Origin of the sequence: Fictibacillus sp. FJAT-27399, assembly GCF_001510655.1 — a bacterium.
Taxonomy (GTDB): Bacteria; Bacillota; Bacilli; order Bacillales; family Fictibacillaceae; genus Fictibacillus_C; species Fictibacillus_C marinisediminis.
Genome location: NZ_LMVC01000001.1, coordinates 373187 through 391637, shown reverse-complemented (window position 1 = coordinate 391637; position 18451 = coordinate 373187). Strand labels below are relative to the sequence as shown.

The window sequence follows — 18451 nt, the reverse complement described above, 5'->3', positions numbered from 1 at the left end:
ACACAAAATCTATTATCATATTTTATATTATTTCGCAGAAGTATGTTTAATATTTTCCATCAGCTTTACCACATTCGCTGCAGCCCCTGGCATACCCAGTTCTTTTGAAGCCTGGTGCATTCGTTCCCAGTTCTCCTGGTTAAGCAAGATATTGTCCACTTCTTCAAGAAGCAATGAACCATTCATATCTTTTTCAAGAATCACAACAGCCGCTCCGTTCTGTTCAAGAGCTCTCGCGTTCTTTTCCTGATGATTATTGGTCACGTATGGGCTCGGTATTAAAATACTAGGAATTCCAAGCGCCGTCAATTCCGCGATAGATGTGGCCCCTGCCCGCGCAACCACAAGGTCAACACCTGCAAGAAGTTCGGGCATGTTGTGAACAAAAGGAACAATGGTCACATTCGCCGGGCTTCCTGACTGGCTGACCGCCTTCAGGACGTTCTCATGATGCACGTCACCTGTAACATAGACGAATTGATAGCTCTTCTTCTCTGCTTCTGTAAGCACATCTAGAAACGCTTCATTGATTGGGCGGGCTCCCCGGCTTCCCCCTACAATCAATACTGTTTTCTTCTCCGGATCGAGGTTCAATGATTGTCTTCCTTTTGCACCGTCAGTTCCAATGACCTCAGAAGCTCTGGGATTCCCAGTGAAAACAACTTTTTCCTGAGGGAAATAACTTGCGCTCTCTTCAAATGAGATCGCAATTTTCTTAACATACTTGCTAAGAAACTTGTTTGTCAGGCCTGGGACACTGTTCTGTTCATGGATCAGCGAAGGAATCTTCAGGCTGCTCGCCGCATATACGACTGGTCCGCAAACATATCCTCCTGTGCCCACTACAACGTCCGGCTTAAATTCCTTCATGATTTTCTTGCAGCGGGAAACACCTTTTAAAAAGCGCATGACCGTTTTTGCGTTTTCCATTGAAAGACTTCTTTTAAAGCCTGTAATATGAATACTTTTAAAAGGGATGTTTTCCCTCGGAACGAGCTTGCTCTCAAGCCCTTTTTCTGTACCGATATATAAAATCTCCGCATCCGGATGAAGTTTCTTAATCTCATTTGCAAGCGCAAGAGCAGGATAAATATGTCCTCCCGTACCTCCGCCGCTTAACACAATTCTCATAAAGCACCTCCGTAAAACTGATTAAAAATAATACAAACCCTGTCACCACACTGACAGGGCATGCGAGAGACAAATAAGCTAAAACCGCTGTGAGGACACTGTACTTCCAGCTGTTTCACTTCTTTGTCCATAAAATTCAGCATGTAAGACGCTGCTTAATACTTGGCATATCGGCTGATGTTCAGCAGAACCCCGATCGATGCAAGCATGAGAGTCAGTGATGATCCCCCATAGCTGATCAGTGGAAGAGTGATCCCTGTGACCGGCATAAGACCTGTGACTACTCCGATGTTAATCATTACTTGAATAGCAACCATTCCAATAATACCAATTGCCAGAAAGCTTCCGAACAAATCAGGCGCGCCGAGTGCAATTCTGACTCCCCTCCACAGAAGGATGCTAAAAAGCAGCAAGACCAATGCACCGCCAATAAATCCAAGCTCCTCTGATAGAATCGCAAAGATAAAGTCCGTCTGTGGTTCTGGAAGGTAACCAAACTTTTGTCTGCTCTCACCAAGTCCGAGCCCCATCAATCCGCCGGGACCCAATGAATACAGAGATTGAATGATCTGAAATCCGCTTCCAAGCTCGTCACTCCATGGATCCAAAAAGGAGGTAATCCGCTTAATCCGGTATGGGGCTGATATGATCAGACCTGCGAATCCCACAAGCCCGACGAACCCTAGTCCTACAAAGTGGGAGATTCTTGCACCGGCTACAAAGATCATAACGATGCTCGTTCCTACCATGACAGAACCTGTACCGAGATCGGGCTGCAGCATGATCATCGCGAACGCCAGCATAACAAGGCCTAATGTGGGCAGCAAGCCCTTCTTAAAGGACGTTATCTTTTTTTGATGTTCTGCTAAATATTTAGCCAGAAAAGTAATCATTGCAAGTTTCATAAATTCTGAGGGCTGGATGGAAAAGGCTCCCACTCCAATCCAGCTTCTTGCGCCCCCCCGCACCATTCCCACTCCTGGGATGAGCACGCCTACCAGCAAAACAAAACATATGACTAAGAGGATCTTTGCCCAAGTACGCCAGGTCATATAATTGACATTCATAATAAAAAACATAGCTGCCACTCCGACTCCGGCAAACAGAAGCTGCCGTTTAGCGAAGAAGAACGGATCGTTGAACTTTACAAGTGCCCAATCCGCACTGGCGCTGTAAACCATAATAATGCCTATGGATAATAGAAGCAATGTCGTGCCAATTAAAATAATATCCGGTGTTGTTCGTGTCGCAGGCAAAAGAAACACCTCAACTCTTCTGTATTTGCTCGTTCCAAAACCAGCATGTACAAACTCTACTTAAGTTTATGCACAGAGTTGATAAAGATGTCCCCTCTTTGTTCAAAAGTTTTAAACTGGTCCCAGCTCGCGCAAGCCGGGGATAGAAGGATAATATCGCCTTCAGAAGAATTCTGATATGCGGCAGGAACGGCTTCCTCCACATTATCAACAAGTTTAATATCTTCTATTCCGGCGTCTTTTGCAGCTCGCTGCAGCTTAGGCGCTGTTTGGCCAAATAAAATGATCGACTTCACTTGTTTCAGCTGCGGGATCAAATCATCAAATTCGTTCCCTCTGTCCAATCCGCCGGCAAGAAGAATAATTTTTTGCTCAAACGCAGAAATGGCTTTTTGGGTAGCCAGTATATTGGTAGCTTTTGAATCGTTATAAAATTTCCTGCCGTTGACCTCCGCTACGTACTGCAGGCGGTGCTTGACACCGGTAAATGTATTTAACGTTTCCTGAATCTGTTCATTATTCGCTCCAGCTAGCTTCGAAGCGGCAACAGCGGCAAGAATATTCTCAAGGTTGTGCTGCCCAGGAAGAACAATATCTCTCAAAGAGATGATTTTCTCTTCTCTAAAATAAAGGCTTCCATCTTTTATGTAAGCTCCATCATGGCATTCTTTTGTCACAGAAAAGGGAACCTTCACCGCTTTTGTGCTTTGAGCCAATTCACAAACTCTCAGGTCATCCGCGTTATAAACCGCGAAGTCTTTCTCTTTCTGGTTGGCAAAAATCCTTCCCTTTGCTGCTGCATACTCTGCAAGTGAACCGTGATAATCCAGGTGCGCCTCAAAAATATTAAGAAGAACTGCGATTCTTGGTGCATACGACTGTGTTCCCATCAATTGAAAACTTGACAATTCTGCAACAATAACATCTGATTCGTTTGACCTGTCTGCCACTTCAGACAGAACCGTTCCGATGTTACCTGCAACTACAGGTTTGCGTCCGCTGTTTTTTAGCATCTCTCCCACCAGGGTGGTCGTCGTAGTCTTTCCGTTAGATCCCGTAATGGCAATCATCTCAGCACGGGATACCTTTCCGGCGATTTCTACCTCGGTGATGACAGGAATGCCGCGTTTAACCGCCTCACTGACAATCGGATTGGTATAAGGAATTCCGGGATTTTTAACAACAAAGTCTGTCGGACGGTCCAATAAGGATAATGGATGATCCCCGCAGACTACTTCATAGCCTTCACTTGAAAGTTTTCTTGCTTGTTCATTCTCTTCCATCGGCGTTCGATCGTTCACGACGACGTTCGCACCATAAGTCTTAAGCAGCTTGGCAGCAGCGAATCCGCTTTTAGCCAAGCCGAGAACTAGTACATGTTTTCCTTGAAAATTTTTCATATCGTTCATTTTATACCCACACCTCTAAATAGATTCCAAGGGCAGCGAATAACAAACCGACACCCCAGAAGGTTACAACTATTCTCCATTCCGACCAGCCGCTGAGTTCATAGTGGTGGTGAAGAGGACTCATCTTAAAGATTCGTTTTCCTCTCGTCTTAAATGACGCAACCTGAAGCATAACCGACAATGTTTCGATAACGAACACACCGCCAATGATCACAAGCAGAAGTTCCAGTTTCAAAATGATGGCAATAGCACTTATGGCTCCCCCTAGAGCGAGCGACCCTGTATCACCCATAAAAACTTTTGCCGGATGGGCATTGAAAACTAAAAAGCCGAGAACGCCCCCGACAACAGCTACTGAGAACAACGCAGTTTCATAGTGGTGGAGGTTGGAAGCAAGAACCGCGAATGCCCCAAAAGCAATGGCGGCTGTTCCCGCAAGAAGTCCATCGAGACCATCCGTTAGGTTCACCGCGTTAGAAGCTCCTATCAGCATGACGACGACAAGAACGGGATAAAACCAGCCAACATCAAAGGAAAAATCCGTCCCTGGTACACTGATCTCTGTTGAAAAACCTGTTTTAATAAGTCCAATGTAGAAGATTGCGGCAATAACCAGCTGCCCTACCAGCTTTTGTCTGGAAGTGAGCCCTAGATTCCTCTTTTTTACGACTTTGATAAAGTCATCCAGAAAACCTACGATCCCGTAACCTACTGTTACAAGAAGAAGCAAATACGTCTCCGTCTTCATTCCAATGAATTTAAAAGTCATAATATACGCAGCCAGCGAAAGGGCGACGATAATAATAATGCCTCCCATTGTTGGTGTACCCGACTTCTTCTGATGAGATTTCGGCCCTTCTTCCCGAATGCTTTGCCCGAACTTTAATCTTCGTAAGAATGGTATAAAAAATGGCGAGCTTAAAACAGCAATTAGAAAAGAAGCAAGAAGGGTAAATAGTAATACTTGTTCAATCATTTCCCTGCCTCCTGAACATCCTCAATAAATGGTTTAATGATGGTCTCCAGCGCCATCCCGCGTGATGCTTTAAACAGAACTGCCGTCTCCTTCGAGAGCAGAGAGCGAATCGCATCAGACGCCTCTTCTTTTTTGTTGAAAATGGAGACGTTTAGCCCAGGTTTACCCTTTTTTAATACTTCCTCGCCGATCCACTTTCCTTTTTCTCCGATGGCGATAACATCTGTGATTTCAGCATCAATGTACTCTGCTACGCCACGGTGCATCTTTTCTTCCGTCGGACCAAGTTCATACATATCTCCCAGTACAACGGCTTTTCTTTTATAATTCTGCAGTCCTTTAACAGCTTCTATAGCAGCCGCCATGCTTGTAGGGCTGGCATTATATGCGTCATTGATCAGCAGCGCCCCATTCAAGCCGCGGTATTTTTCCAGCCTCATGTTGGTCAGCTTCAGGTTTTTCAAACCCTCATTGATCGCGCTGTCCTCAATGTTCAAATAATGGCCGACTGCGATAGCATATGCTGCATTTTTAACATTATGAGTACCGAGCAGCGGAAGAGAATAAACCATGTTCCCTCCTTCAAGCTCGAATGTGAAGCCATCCTCATCACCATCTTGATTCACGATCTTCACCGTGCAATCTTCACCATAGCCACATTTTAATATATTGGGTGATGACAGATGCTGAAGAAGAGGTTCATCTCCATCAACAATGAGCAGCCCGCTTTCTTTAAGGCCGTCTTTAATCTCAAGTTTAGCTTTTGCGATGCCTTCTCTGCTTCCGAGGTACTCGATATGTGATTCTCCAATATTTGTTACAATCGCCAGATCAGGTTCAGACAATCTGCTAAGTAATGAGATCTCTCCGAAATTGCTCATTCCCATTTCAAGAATGATAACCTCAGTGTCGTTTTCCATGGACAGGATCGTCAGAGGCAGGCCGATATGGTTATTGTAGTTGCCTTGTGTTTTATGGGTTTTAAAACTCGTGGAAACAACAGCTTCCAGCAGATCCTTAGTCGTCGTTTTCCCATTGGAACCAGTTACAGCAATAACGACCGGCTTTACTTTCCTTAAATAAAGCTTAGCCATCTGCTGAAGAGATTCCACCGTATCTTTTACATAAAGGAGAGGGAACGAGCTTTCGAGCCCCTCTGGCAAGGGTGTACCTTCTTTCCAAAGAGAGGCTACAGCTCCCTGCTCAATGGCCTGCATTAAAAAACGATGTCCATCGAATTTCTCTCCAGAGATTGGGATGTACAGCGATTGCGGAGAAGATTGCCTTGAATCTTTGGTTACCTCATGAATCACTGTATTCTCAATGTTTCCAGTAGTCGATACAGCTATCCCTGTTAATTCTTTTAAATCCAATTTCATTGCTATTTCGCTCCAATCGCTTCTGCAGCTACTTTCCGGTCATCAAAATCCAGAACGTCTTTTCCGATAATTTGGTAGGTTTCATGCCCTTTTCCGGCAACCAGGATAATGTCATTGTCATCTGCGATTTCTACCGCGTAGGTGATCGCATCTTTTCGGTCTGGCTTAATGATGTATTCGTAGCCCTGAACGCCTTCTTTCATATCCTCAAGTATCGCAAGCGGATCTTCTGTCCTGGGATTATCGGAAGTAAAGATGGCAACATCCGAATGCTCTGCTGCAATCTTTGCCATCAGCGGCCTTTTAGTCCGGTCACGGTCTCCTCCGCAGCCTACTACAGAAATCACTTTTCCAACGGCAAATTCATTCACGGTTGTAAGTGCATTCTCGAGGCTGTCAGGTGTATGGGCATAGTCAACGATTACCGTAAAGCTTTGGCCAGCATCAACCGTTTCAAACCGCCCCGGTACACCATTCATATTTTCCATGGTTTTGACAATAGAGTCAATCGGAATACCGGATAAAAGCGTAGCTGAAATCGCAGCAAGTACGTTGTATACCGAAAATTTACCGACTAGTTTTATGGAAACAGGCCTCTCTTCTAACGGCGTTACAAGAGTAAAGGAGGTTCCTTTTCCAGTCACCTTAATATCCTTCGCCATAATATCGCTTTTTTGTTCAATACCGTACGTTAATATTTGGGCGGCTGTCATTTTTTCGAACTTTTTTGAAGCCTCGTCATCCCTGTTAAGGATGGCGATCTTTTCCTTATTCCCGGCGTATGTATTACCGAGCTGAGCGAACAGAAGCCCTTTAGCTCTTAAATACGTCTCCATATCTTTATGATAGTCCAAATGGTCCTGGGTAAAATTCGTGAACACAGCGATGTCATAATCGCAGCCCCTGACCCTGCCCATATCCAGGGCATGGGAGGAAACTTCCATGACTGCACTCTCCACGCCCTGATCAATCATCTCTTTAAACGCTTTTTGAAGAAAAAGAGATTCCGGGGTGGTGTTGGATACTTTATGGCTGACTCCATTTATTTTCATATCGATGGTGCCGATCATGCCCGTTCGTTTCCCTGCATCTGAAAAAATCTGCTCGATCAGATGAGAAGTGGTCGTTTTACCGTTCGTTCCGGTGACCCCGATCAGATGCAGTTTACTTGTTGGGTAATCGTAAAATACATTCGCGAGCACCGCCATCGCCCTTTTGGTATCGTTCACTAAAATGACGGGCACCGAATCAATGCCCTCCAGAGGTTTTTCAGCCAATACTGCAGCTGCTCCGTTTTTTACAGCCTGCCCGGCATAGTCGTGACCGTCTACGGTAAACCCTTTGATGCAGACAAACAGACTTCCCGGTCCTGCTGCTCTGGAGTCCATTTCAATCGAAGTAATTTCAGCGTTCGTTTCATGATCTGTTTTATAGTTTAATAAATGATTTACTAGTGTCTTTAGTTCCACATTATCAAGACCTTTCTACAAGAGTTTACATCAGAAAAAGAAGCCAAGGCTATCGCCTGGCTATTAGCATTCAAGTCTATTTTAATCCTACCTATCCGGTTTGTCACCCAAAAACAGGCGAATAACTGAACCCGGCTTTAGTTTTACTCCAGGTTCCGGTGCTTGCTTTACTACATATTGCCCTCGTCCGGAGCTTTGGATTTTCAAATCATAGAGCAAGCCTTTGATTTCTTTCGTCGACTTGCCTACAAGATTGGGCACTTTGATCAGCTCCTGATCCTGCCACGTTTTTTTCTTTTCGATCTGGTTCTTCCGCTTCTCTACCCCCATCGCTCGTAAGGAGTCATCCACAATCTTTCCAACCATCGGCGCAGCAACTACACCTCCGAATTGAATGGTGTCTTTCGGGTTGTCGACCGCAACGTAAACAACGATCTGCGGATCATCTGCAGGAGCCATACCGATAAACGATACAATATGATTGTTCTGAAGATATTTTCCATTCTTAGCTTTTTGTGCTGTCCCTGTTTTTCCGCCTACACGATAGCCATCTACAAACGCATTGCCGCCAGTACCTTGTGCCACAACGGTCTCAAGTGCATGCCGGACTTCTTTGGATGTTTTCTCTGATATGACACGCCGTTTTAGTTTTGGCGTCTGCCTGCTCACCGTTTTCCCGGTCGCTGGATCAACCAGTTCCTTGGCAATGTATGGCTCATACAGATAACCACCGTTAATCGCAGCGGATACCGCTGCAACCTGCTGGATCGGCGTAACTGAAACCCCCTGGCCGAACGCGGTCGTTGCGAGCTCGAGCGGCCCTACGTTCTTCAGGTTAAACAATATTCCTGTTCCCTCTCCTTGAAGGTCGATACCCGTTTTCTGGCCAAATCCAAAATTTTGAATGTAGGAGAACAGTTTTTCTTTGCCAAGACGCTGCCCGAGAATAACAAATCCAGGGTTGCATGAGTTCTGAACTCCTTCCAAGAAGGATTGGCTGCCATGTCCTCCCCTTTTCCAGCAGCGCAGTTTCCTGCCGCCAACTTCAATAGATCCAGGATCATGAAAGTGGTCGTGCTCGAGATCAACTTTATTTTCTTCCAGGGCCGCTGCCAGCGTAATGATCTTAAATGTTGAACCGGGTTCATAGTTTGCCCATACCGGCAGATTTCGGTTATACACTTCCGGCGCAACACGGCGGTATTCTTCGGGATCAAAGTCAGGCCGGCTTGACATGCCAAGGATCTCGCCGGTATTCGGGTTCATCGCAATGGCTACTGCTCCATCAGGATTGTATTTCGCCTGCGCGATGTCCAGTTCGCGTTCGATGATGGTCTGTACTTTTGAGTCAATGGTCAGTTTGAGGTTATAACCATCCTTTGGCCGCTCATAATCATCCGATAACGAGGGCATTCTGCGTCCCCTCGCATCAGAAAAGAACGAAACATGTCCTTTTGTTCCTTTTAGCTGTTTATCATAATAGAGCTCCAGTCCCATAAGCCCCTGGTTGTCGATCCCGGCAAAACCCAACACATGGGAGAGATAGCTGCCGAAAGGATAGTGCCTCTTGCTGTCTTCAGCAATAAAGATACCAGGCAGGTTTAGCTCACGGACTTGATTCGCTTTTTCATTGCTGATCTTCCTGCCGCCTTGGTCCAGACGGATGATGGAAGATTTCTTTGTGATTTTTTTATATACATCAAGCTGGGAAATATCCAGCACGGCTGCTAATTTTTCAGACGTTTGAACAGGATCGCTGATCTGTCTTGGTATCACAAAGACAGTAGGCGCACTGATATTGGTTGCCAGCGGCACATTGTTCCGATCCAGAATTTCACCCCTCTGCGGTTCAAACGGAATATTCCGGCTCCATGAGTCAAGTGCTTTGCCTGTCAGCCAGTCTCCGATTACAAACTGTACATAACCAAGCCTGACTCCAATGATAAAAAAGAAGATCAGCCCAAAGGTAAGAACAAAAATTAACCGCCTACGTACCGTCACATTTGAAACACGCACATGATTACCTCCTCCACATGGCTCGTTTCAATATATGCTTGTACATAGGCGATTAGAACGGAATGGCAGTGTGCCATTCCGCCAATCTATTCTGTTCCGCCTCCGCTTTCATCGCTGAGATTCACGGAAGGCATCTGAGGCTTTTCAAACTCGACTGTCAGGTAATCTTTATCTTTGATTACCGATCCTTTTTTCAAACTCTGTTTCGATGCAAAACCTGAACCTTCTACGGAGGCGTCGATGTCCATGATCTTCGAAAATTTCAGGACATCTGTCAAAGACCATCCGGTAAGGTCCGGCATCTGTACATCACCTTCTGTCCGAAGGATGACCTTCTCTCCAGGAAGCAGTCCTGAAGAGGCAGAGGGCTGCTGGGAGATGACTTGGCTTCCGCTTCCAAGGGTCAGCACTTTCATCCCTTTCTGTTTCAGTTCATCTTCAGCTTTTGCAGCCTCCTCACCGCTGTAATCATCGATTTTGATTGAACTGTCGGAAATTTTTCTTTTTGTTTCTTTTTCATCTTCAGGTTCAATGTTCAAGTATTGAAGGCTGTTTTTCATAACTGTAGTGAAGACGTCTGACACCGGGTAAGATCCGAGCTCATTATTCTTTAAATGAGGGCGGTCAACAGCGACATAGACGAGCAGCTTAGGATCGTCTTTAGGAGCCATACCCATGAAAGAAAAAACATTTTGTCCCCATCCGTGAGCATATCTTCCAGTCTCTTTATCTACCACCTGTGCTGTACCTGTTTTGCCAGCGACAGAGTACCCTTTGATCTGATAAGGCTTTCCTGTTCCTTTCGTCACAACGGTCTCTAAAATATCGCGGACTTCTTTTGATGTTTTTTCTGAAATCGGTCTTCCTGCCACTTCCGGTTTGTGCTGCAGCAGCACTTTTTTGTCGGAGGGATCCACCACTTTGTCAATCACATACGGCTTCATCATTTTACCGCCGTTCGCTATTGCTGTTGCCGCCTGGATCTGCTGGATTGGTGTTACTGTTGTCCCCTGTCCGAATGCGGTGGTGAGTTTTTCAATCTCATAGTTGTAGAGGATTCTTCCGGATTTTTCATTCGGCAGATCAATGCCGGTTGGACGATCCAGGCCGAACTTTTTCAAGTAATTTAAAAGCCGGTCATAACCTAGCTTCTCTCTCGCAAGCTTGGAGAATAGCACGTTGGAAGAGTTTTGAACCCCTTCATTGAAGGTGATCGTTCCCCAGCCAACTTTGTTATGATCGCTGATCGGCCGGTTGTGGGGAATCTTGTATTGGCCTGATTTATAAGTTTCATTGCCATTGTACACCCCTTCTTGGATCGCAGCCGCCAATGTAAAGATTTTCATCGTAGATCCTGGCTCGTAAGGATCTGAGATGGCAAGGTTCGTAAAGTCTTTAATGTTCCGCTTGTTCGGATTAAAAGCCGGCCGGTTGCTCATGGCCAATATCCTGCCCGTTTTCGGATCGGCTACAATACCGATAATCTTTTCAGGCTTATATTTTTTGTTCGCCTTATCCATCGACTGTTCGAGCACCATTTGGATTTTCTCATCGAGAGTTAAGTATACATTGGAACCGTTCTTCGGTTTCTTGATCTTTTCTCCTGGATCCGGAAGCTTTACGCCTTTCGTATCACTCTTGAACGACAGGCTTCCGTTTGTTTCTTTTAAGTATTTATCAAGCGTTTTCTCAAGACCGAAAGCCCCAGATATTTCATTTTCCCCCTGCTCATTCGTATAGCCAATCACGTAAGGAGCAAACGTTTGGTTTGGATAATATCGTTTCGTTTCCGGCCGAAAATCAATACCGTCTATTTTCATCTTTTCTATTTTTTCTTTATCGCTGTGGCTGATCTTTCTGCCGCCGGGAACTTGGACCTCAAACAATTTCTTTTTACTCAGCGCTTCTTCGATCGTCCCTTCATCTGCATCCAGGACACCTGCCAGCTTGGAAGCAGCCGCTGCAGGATCCTTAATATGGGTCGGATACTTCTTGTCAAGTGTGGCTGTTACAGTATAGGATGGAATATCTTTGGCGATTGCCTGCCCGTGGCGGTCAAAGATTGTCCCCCTGTTGGCATCAAGGGTTTTATGCCTCGTCCATTTTTCTTCTGCATAGGCTTTTAAATCAACATTTTCAATGTGTTTCGTATACGCGATGTAAAAAAATCTTCCTATCAACACAAAAAAGAGCAGGCTGAAAACTAACATGATAACCCCTGCTCCCCAATTAAATTTAAACTTATTTTCCATAGTTCAATACTCCGCCTTAATTTTCAAGCACTTTTACGTTTTTATCGTTAAGCGTCATCCCTAGCTTTTCTTTTGCAATTTTAAGAATGCGGTCGGGTGCACTTAGTTCTGTGACCTGCTGTTTGTAATCATCCACTACTTTATTTTCGTAGTTGATCGAACTTTGAACGGATTCGATGCTGGAGTTCACTTTATAGATTGAGGCGTAGTTTGACACCATGAAAATGGCGCCTGCAATAAGCATAAGGGAGGCAAAAACCCAAAGGAACTTTTCTCCTTTTGTTATTCGTGGGGTTCTGATTCTCGGTTGTGCTTGTTGCTGGACATATTTTTGTCTTGATTCTTGCTGATATTGTCTCTGTGTTTGATACGCTAAATTACTCAACCCATAACTCTCCTTTATTTTTGTTTTTCTGCTATGCGCAGTTTGGCCGATCGTGATCTCCTATTAACGTCAATTTCCTCTTCACGTGGTAGTATCGGCTTCCTTGTTATGTTTTTTAATACCGGCAAAAATTCTTCGGGTATGATCGGCAAACCTGGAGGCAGGGACGGTCCGGTACTGTGCTTTTTAATGATCGTTTTGCAGGCTCTGTCTTCCAGTGAATGGAAGGTAATGATGCTAAGTCTACCGCCGATCGAAAGCAGCTCTATAGAATCCTCCAATGCTTCTTCGAACGCGTTCAATTCATCATTGACTGCGATTCGGATGGCTTGGAACGTTCTTTTGGCTGGATGCCCGCCAGCTCTCCTGGCTGGTGCAGGTATGGCATCCTTGATCAGGTCCACAAGTTCTCCAGTTGTGTCAATCGTCCGATCTTTCCTGGCAGCTTCAATTTTTCTTGCGATCTGCTTAGCGAACTTCTCTTCTCCATACTGAAAAATAATTTTCACTAGCTTCTCATAAGGCCACTCATTAACTACTTCATGGGCAGACAGCTGAGCCGTCTGATCCATCCTCATATCTAGCGGCGCATCGTGCTGATAGCTGAATCCCCGATCTGCTTCATCCAACTGCGGCGAGGATACACCCAGGTCGAATAAAATTCCATCTACTTTCTCAATCCCACGATTATAAAGCTCTTCTTTAATGTAACGGAAATTGCTTTTAATAATGGTGAAAGTTCCTTCATATTCCTTAAGGGCAGCTTTTGCATGTTCAATGGCCGTGTCATCTTGGTCAAAAGCATACAGGTGGCCTGATGTCAGTTTTGAGAGTATGAGTCGGCTGTGGCCTGCTCCTCCAAGTGTACAGTCAACGTAAATTCCATCCGGTTTCACATCTAAGGCATTAACGGCTTCTTCTTTAAGTACGGTAATATGGTCAAACATGATGTATTCCTTCCTGTGTATAAAGTCAGAGAGTTTTTCATTTGGCTACAAATCAAAATCCATGAGGCTTTCAGCGATTTCACCGAAAGATTCCTCTGAAGCTGCGAAGTATTCTTCCCAAATTGATTTGCTCCAAATTTCAATTCTATTCGAAACACCTATCACTACGCAATCTTTTTCGAGGTTGGCGTACTCTCTAAGCTGAGGTGCCACGTTTACTCTCCCCTGTTTGTCCAATTGGCATTCTGCTGCACCGGAAAAGAAGAAGCGGGTGAAAGCTCTTGCATCTTTTTTTGTGAATGGCAAACTCTTCAATTTCTCCTCGATCACTTTCCATTCTTCAAGAGGATAACCGAATACGCATTTGTCCATCCCACGGGTTAGGATAAAGGTTGAACCAAGGTTTTCACGAAATTTAGCGGGAATGATCATACGTCCTTTTTCATCGATGTTATGCTGATATTCACCCATGAACATAGGACATCCCCCACTTTCTACCCTAACTCTACCACATTGCCCCACTTTTCACCACTAACAAATTATTCGCTAACAAAAAAAAGAATCCTGCTGTAGGGCAGGATTTTTTTTATCTTTTTATTTCGTTTTTAATTTAACGTACATATACAAGTTTATGCTTGCCATTGAATTCAAGAGGCTGCTCTGTTAGCTGTTTAATCCAATCTGTTCCATAGCGGTTAATATATGAAAAAGCATTCCAAACTCTCTCCTGAAGCACACCATCCGGAGCGAGATCGCACTGCAGATGATCGAACAAAGCAAGAGGCTCCATTAATTCCTTTTTCATGGACCGCTCCATTTTTGTATGCAGATAATCAACTTCATTCTTGATTCTGTTTAGATTTATGTCCGTAAGCCTCTTAAGAGAAGGATCAATAGTGAGCGCCAGCATTTTCAGTTCTGTATGAGCAGCCTCGATCTTGGTCAATGTCTCCGTAAAGACACCTTTCGTATCGATGGGTTTATGGCTTTCATACCAAGACTGTTTGTGTACTTCGGTTCCTTCCCGCAGAACATCCTCCACTTTCAACCCTGTTTCTTTCAGCTGTTTTTCATTCTTTCCAGTTACGATGGTCATGGAAAGCCTGGGTACTAGAGGCGGCATCTTAAAGCCAAAAAGATGAAATACTTCTTTAAGTGCAGACCAGTAGGCAATCTCGCCCGATCCTGCGATAAATGCCAAGACAGGAAACAGGCTTTCTTGCATGACAGGTCTGGTCACAACATTATTGCTGAAGAGTTCCGGCTTTTCTTTGGCATTAGCCATGAGCTGTTCTGAGGTGATGGTTACTTCCTCATTTTTCGTGAGGAAGTTACCGCTATCATCCCGAAATAACAGCAGTCTTTCTTCATTATGATAGATAAACAAGTGGGCGTTGTTCTCTTGAAGCTCTACCGGGGCAGAAAACCCTCGACCGGTTAATTGTCCGATGCCAGCAGCAAAAGCCTCATCCACCTCTTTGTTGCGAAGAATCATTTTTTCCAAGGTATCTGTCTGAAGCCGCTTAAAATGCGGTTCCCCAGAGTCCACTAAAACCAAACCGTATTCACCAAATAGATCTGTAATAAATTGAGCAAACGAATGAACCGCTGTTTTAGAAGATTTGAAGATCTCTTTTACTTTTGAAAGTACTTCTTTTGTGAATTCCGTTTCTCCAAACTCCCTAAAAACAGATTCAGCCCACTCCGCCGCCTTCACGCTATCCCACTCCATTAAGGTTGCAGAAGTCTTTAACGGGCTAACCGGTGGAAGGGAGCGTTTTTTAGGGCCTCCGTTCCGTTCGACATTCACATGATTGATCTCATCATAATCATGGTCTTCACCAGCAATCCAAAAGACAGGAACGACAGGAACACCCAGCTGCCGTTCCTGAATACAGGCAAATTGTATAATGCTGATGCATTTGTGTATGGTTAACAGCGGCCCGGTAAGCAATCCCGCCTGTTGTCCGCCGATCACTGCTGTACTTTTAGGGTTTCTTAGTTTTTCGATGTTGGTTAAGGTTTGTTTTGAACAGGAAAATTGAAAATTATAATCAGAAAGATAATTCGCCAATTTTTCACGTTCATACTCTCTGCTGCCGATATCCGAAATCCGTTGTTCCATCATTTCAGCAGTAAACCCATTGTAATCATAGAGGTTTTCCACTGAAGGATCAGCAGCTGAATATGATGCGGCTATTTGGTTTTTATCTTGAAGAGGGAATTCATCGATCCTCATATAAGTACGTCCTTTCTCTATGTATACAACTGCTTATAGAGTATAGCAAACTACAGGTTCATCACCAAAATGAAATGCTCGGATAAAAGTACAGAAATTAAGAAAACAAAACAAGAGTCTTCATTGTACCTTATGCGAAGAACAACATTCAATAGAAGGTGAACCACTGCGCTTTTATGGTTCTAATGCCTTGATTCCATGATAGACAAACTTCGTGTAAGGAAGATGCATCCCCTTATGATCAGCGACCATAAGAAGATATCCACTGATCGCTTCGATCTCTGTTTTTCGTCCTTCTTCAATATCCCTTAACATTGAAGACCGATTTTCCGCTGTTCTTCTGCAGACATTCCTTACATGCTCCCAAAGAGCATCCGTCTCTCCAATACCTAAAACACCACAGGCTTCTTCAAAAAGAAGTTTCGCCATTACTCTTAAATGAGCATTCCGCTCAATGTCACCATTCTGAACACGGAACAATGAGGTTAATGGATTGACCACACTGTTTACCACAAGTTTTTCCATCATGATGGAATCAAGCCTGTCTTTTGATTCAATACTGAAGTTTCCTGTTATCATTCTTCCCCAAAATGCATTGTCAATGCCGCCCAGGTAAGAGGCGAGCTTAATTTTCCCATTTCCGGTATGCCGCACTTCATGATCACTGATCTTAAGCGCTCCATGTTCAATGATGCCGGCCAAAATATTCTGCTGGGGCAGGGAATCCAATGAATCCACATGCCCCATTCCGTTTTGTATAAAGAGCAGTGTACTGTCTAAAAACCTCTGGCTGGAACGTAAAATAGCATAGACAGCAGGCAGCTGATGCTGTTTTACACAAACAACCGTATAATGCGGTTCTTCTTTGTATTCATCAATCAGACTCGCAGAAACTGGATATGTTTTTTCAGTACCTGAAACGGACCTGCAGATCACACCATTTCGTTTGATGGCGTTTGCATGCTGGCCTGTCCTTGTGCAAACTGTAACCTCTTGGCCTTCTTCTGAAAAAAATGCTGCGAGGAGCAGGCCGATGGATCCTCCTCCGATTATGGCAATTTTCATGGACTCCTCCTAATCCCTATGTATCGTCGTATTTTCTTCATATTATCATATCTTGACACAAAAAAGACCTCCGCCAAAAACAGCGGAGGGATCCTTTATACCGGATAGACAGGATGCTTTCTTTCACTAAACACCATATCTTTTGATTCAAAAAAGACGAGTCTGTGATAGAGCGTCTCCCTTAAAGCAGAAGGTTCAACAATATCATCAATAATCAGCTCAGAAGCCAATTTATACACGTCAATATGCTCTTTGTATTCCTGTTGTTTCTGCTGGACATACATCACGCGTTCTTTCGGATCTTCAATCTCATTAATTTTGTTTGAATAAACTGCATTTACCGCAGCTTCTGGACCCATAACAGCAATTTGCGCGGTAGGAAGCGCGATACAGCAGTCCGGTTCAAACGCAGGGCCAGCCATCGCATAAAGTCCAGCTCCATAGGCTTTTCTTACGATAACAGACAGTTTAGGAACCGTGACATCACTCATGGCGGCAATCAGCTTGGCTCCATGGCGGATAATGCCCGCTCTTTCTACTTTCGTACCAATCATAAAACCAGGTACATCCGCCAGGAAAATAACAGGGATATTGAAAGCATCACACAGCGTGATAAATTTAGCGGCCTTATCGGCTGAATCAACAAACAGCACTCCGCCTTTCACTTTTGGCTGATTGGCGATCAATCCGACCGGGCGGCCCTTTATTCTTGCAAAACCGGTAACAATTTCTGCAGCGAAAAGCTTCTTCATCTCAAAAAAGCTGTCTTCATCCACAATTCTGCTGATAAATTCATACATATCAAAAGGCACGTTCTGGTTCTTTGGCACGATATCGCTGATCTCTCTTCCAGAAACTGGCGCCTTCTCTTCTGTAAAAGCAGGCTTATGCTTGTAATTGGCCGGAAAATAAGAAAGGTACTTTCTCGCATAGCTGACCGCTTCTTTTTCATCTGCAGCGAGGATATCCCCGCAACCGCTCACCGAACAGTGCATCCTTGCTCCGCCCATTTCTTCCAGGGTAACTTTTTCGCCGATTACTTTTTCAGCCATTCTTGGTGAGCCCAGATACATGGACGCATTCTGGTCAACCATGATAACAACGTCACAAAATGCAGGAATGTATGCTCCGCCTGCAGCAGAAGGTCCAAAAAGGAGGCAGACTTGAGGAATCATGCCTGACATTTTTACCTGATTATAAAAAATCCTTCCAGCTCCCCTGCGATTCGGGAACATGTCAATCTGATCGGTAATCCGTGCACCTGCAGAATCGACCAGATAAAACATCGGAACTTTCAGCCGCTGTGCTGTTTCCTGGATACGAATAATTTTTTCCACAGTCCGGGCACCCCACGAGCCCGCTTTAACCGTAGAATCATTCGCCATCGCACATACCGTCTGTCCGTTTACCTTGCCCGTTGCCGTGATGACACCATCAGCGGGAAGATCTCCCGCCTGGCTGTTTGCAAACAGTCCGTCTTCTTCATGAAATTCACCTTCATCAAATAACAGCGAGAGACGTTCTCTTGCAAACATCTTGTTTTGAGAGGCGTTTTTAGCATGATATTTTTCCGCACCGCCTGCTTTAATCTTGCTGACAAGTACTTCATAGGACGATTCTGTCTTCGTTGAATCCATCGTTATCCCTCCATCTGCGTTAAAGAGTGAGCGCTCGTTCAGTTTTTCTCCGTAACCTTAAGCCAGAGTAACTAGAACGTCTCCTTCATTTACGAAATCTCCAACCGCTACTTTAATCTCTTCTACTGTCCCTGCCGACTCTGCTTCGACCGGTATTTCCATCTTCATTGATTCGAGGATGATCACACTCTGTCCCGCTGATACCTGGTCTCCTTCTGATACAGCAATATTCCATACTGTTCCTGCCATTGATGCGATAACCTGTTTCATTCTCATACACTCCTACGTAT

Annotated in this window: 15 protein-coding genes; all 15 read right to left on the bottom strand. The window is 44.6% G+C overall.

All coding sequences use genetic code 11. From position 1 onward, the window contains the following. Positions 1–27: 27 nt before the first annotated feature. Positions 28–1131: an undecaprenyldiphospho-muramoylpentapeptide beta-N-acetylglucosaminyltransferase gene (gene murG, locus AR335_RS02040; RefSeq protein ID WP_053354579.1), complete on the bottom strand. Its 1104-nt coding sequence runs from the start codon at positions 1129–1131 to the stop codon at positions 28–30. Positions 1132–1286: 155 nt separating this feature from the next. Continuing rightward, a complete protein-coding gene (spoVE, locus tag AR335_RS02035; RefSeq protein ID WP_053358283.1) occupies positions 1287–2387 on the bottom strand; it encodes a stage V sporulation protein E in 1101 nt (366 codons plus the stop codon). Between the two features lie 56 nt (positions 2388–2443). Next, the gene (gene murD / locus AR335_RS02030) at positions 2444–3796 is read right to left on the bottom strand and encodes a UDP-N-acetylmuramoyl-L-alanine--D-glutamate ligase (RefSeq protein WP_062231629.1); all 1353 of its coding nucleotides are present in this window, start codon (positions 3794–3796) and stop codon (positions 2444–2446) included. Between the two features lies 1 nt (position 3797). Then, positions 3798–4772 (bottom strand): phospho-N-acetylmuramoyl-pentapeptide-transferase, encoded by a 975-nt coding sequence (gene mraY / locus AR335_RS02025; RefSeq protein WP_053354581.1) that lies wholly within the window; start codon positions 4770–4772, stop codon positions 3798–3800. Next, a complete protein-coding gene (locus AR335_RS02020; protein ID WP_062231626.1) occupies positions 4769–6151 on the bottom strand; it encodes a UDP-N-acetylmuramoyl-tripeptide--D-alanyl-D-alanine ligase in 1383 nt (460 codons plus the stop codon). The genes mraY and AR335_RS02020 overlap by 4 nt, the downstream gene beginning before the upstream one ends. A gap of 2 nt (positions 6152–6153) precedes the next feature. Continuing rightward, positions 6154–7620 carry a UDP-N-acetylmuramoyl-L-alanyl-D-glutamate--2,6-diaminopimelate ligase gene (locus AR335_RS02015; protein ID WP_062231624.1) on the bottom strand — a complete coding sequence of 489 codons (1467 nt, stop codon included), beginning with the start codon at positions 7618–7620 and terminating at the stop codon, positions 6154–6156. Positions 7621–7707: 87 nt separating this feature from the next. Then, the gene (locus AR335_RS02010) at positions 7708–9636 is read right to left on the bottom strand and encodes a stage V sporulation protein D (RefSeq protein ID WP_062231622.1); all 1929 of its coding nucleotides are present in this window, start codon (positions 9634–9636) and stop codon (positions 7708–7710) included. A gap of 86 nt (positions 9637–9722) precedes the next feature. Further along, positions 9723–11846, bottom strand: coding sequence for a penicillin-binding protein (locus AR335_RS02005; protein WP_234293159.1), 2124 nt, complete (start codon positions 11844–11846; stop codon positions 9723–9725). A gap of 58 nt (positions 11847–11904) precedes the next feature. Continuing rightward, the gene (gene ftsL, locus AR335_RS02000; protein ID WP_062231618.1) at positions 11905–12273 is read right to left on the bottom strand and encodes a cell division protein FtsL; all 369 of its coding nucleotides are present in this window, start codon (positions 12271–12273) and stop codon (positions 11905–11907) included. 14 nt (positions 12274–12287) lie between these two features. Beyond that, a complete protein-coding gene (gene rsmH, locus AR335_RS01995) occupies positions 12288–13220 on the bottom strand; it encodes a 16S rRNA (cytosine(1402)-N(4))-methyltransferase RsmH (protein WP_053354587.1) in 933 nt (310 codons plus the stop codon). A 45-nt stretch (positions 13221–13265) separates the two neighbouring features. Then, entirely contained in the window at positions 13266–13697 is a 432-nt protein-coding gene (mraZ, locus tag AR335_RS01990) for a division/cell wall cluster transcriptional repressor MraZ (protein ID WP_062231616.1), read from the bottom strand. Positions 13698–13830: 133 nt separating this feature from the next. After that, positions 13831–15459, bottom strand: a complete 1629-nt coding sequence (bshC, locus tag AR335_RS01985; RefSeq protein WP_062231614.1) for a bacillithiol biosynthesis cysteine-adding enzyme BshC — start codon at positions 15457–15459, stop codon at positions 13831–13833. A 174-nt stretch (positions 15460–15633) separates the two neighbouring features. Beyond that, a complete protein-coding gene (locus tag AR335_RS01980) occupies positions 15634–16524 on the bottom strand; it encodes a ketopantoate reductase family protein (protein WP_062231612.1) in 891 nt (296 codons plus the stop codon). 95 nt (positions 16525–16619) lie between these two features. Continuing rightward, positions 16620–18161, bottom strand: coding sequence for an acyl-CoA carboxylase subunit beta (locus AR335_RS01975; protein ID WP_053354591.1), 1542 nt, complete (start codon positions 18159–18161; stop codon positions 16620–16622). Positions 18162–18218: 57 nt separating this feature from the next. Then, positions 18219–18431 carry an acetyl-CoA carboxylase biotin carboxyl carrier protein subunit gene (locus tag AR335_RS01970; RefSeq protein WP_053354592.1) on the bottom strand — a complete coding sequence of 71 codons (213 nt, stop codon included), beginning with the start codon at positions 18429–18431 and terminating at the stop codon, positions 18219–18221. Positions 18432–18451: the final 20 nt, after the last annotated feature.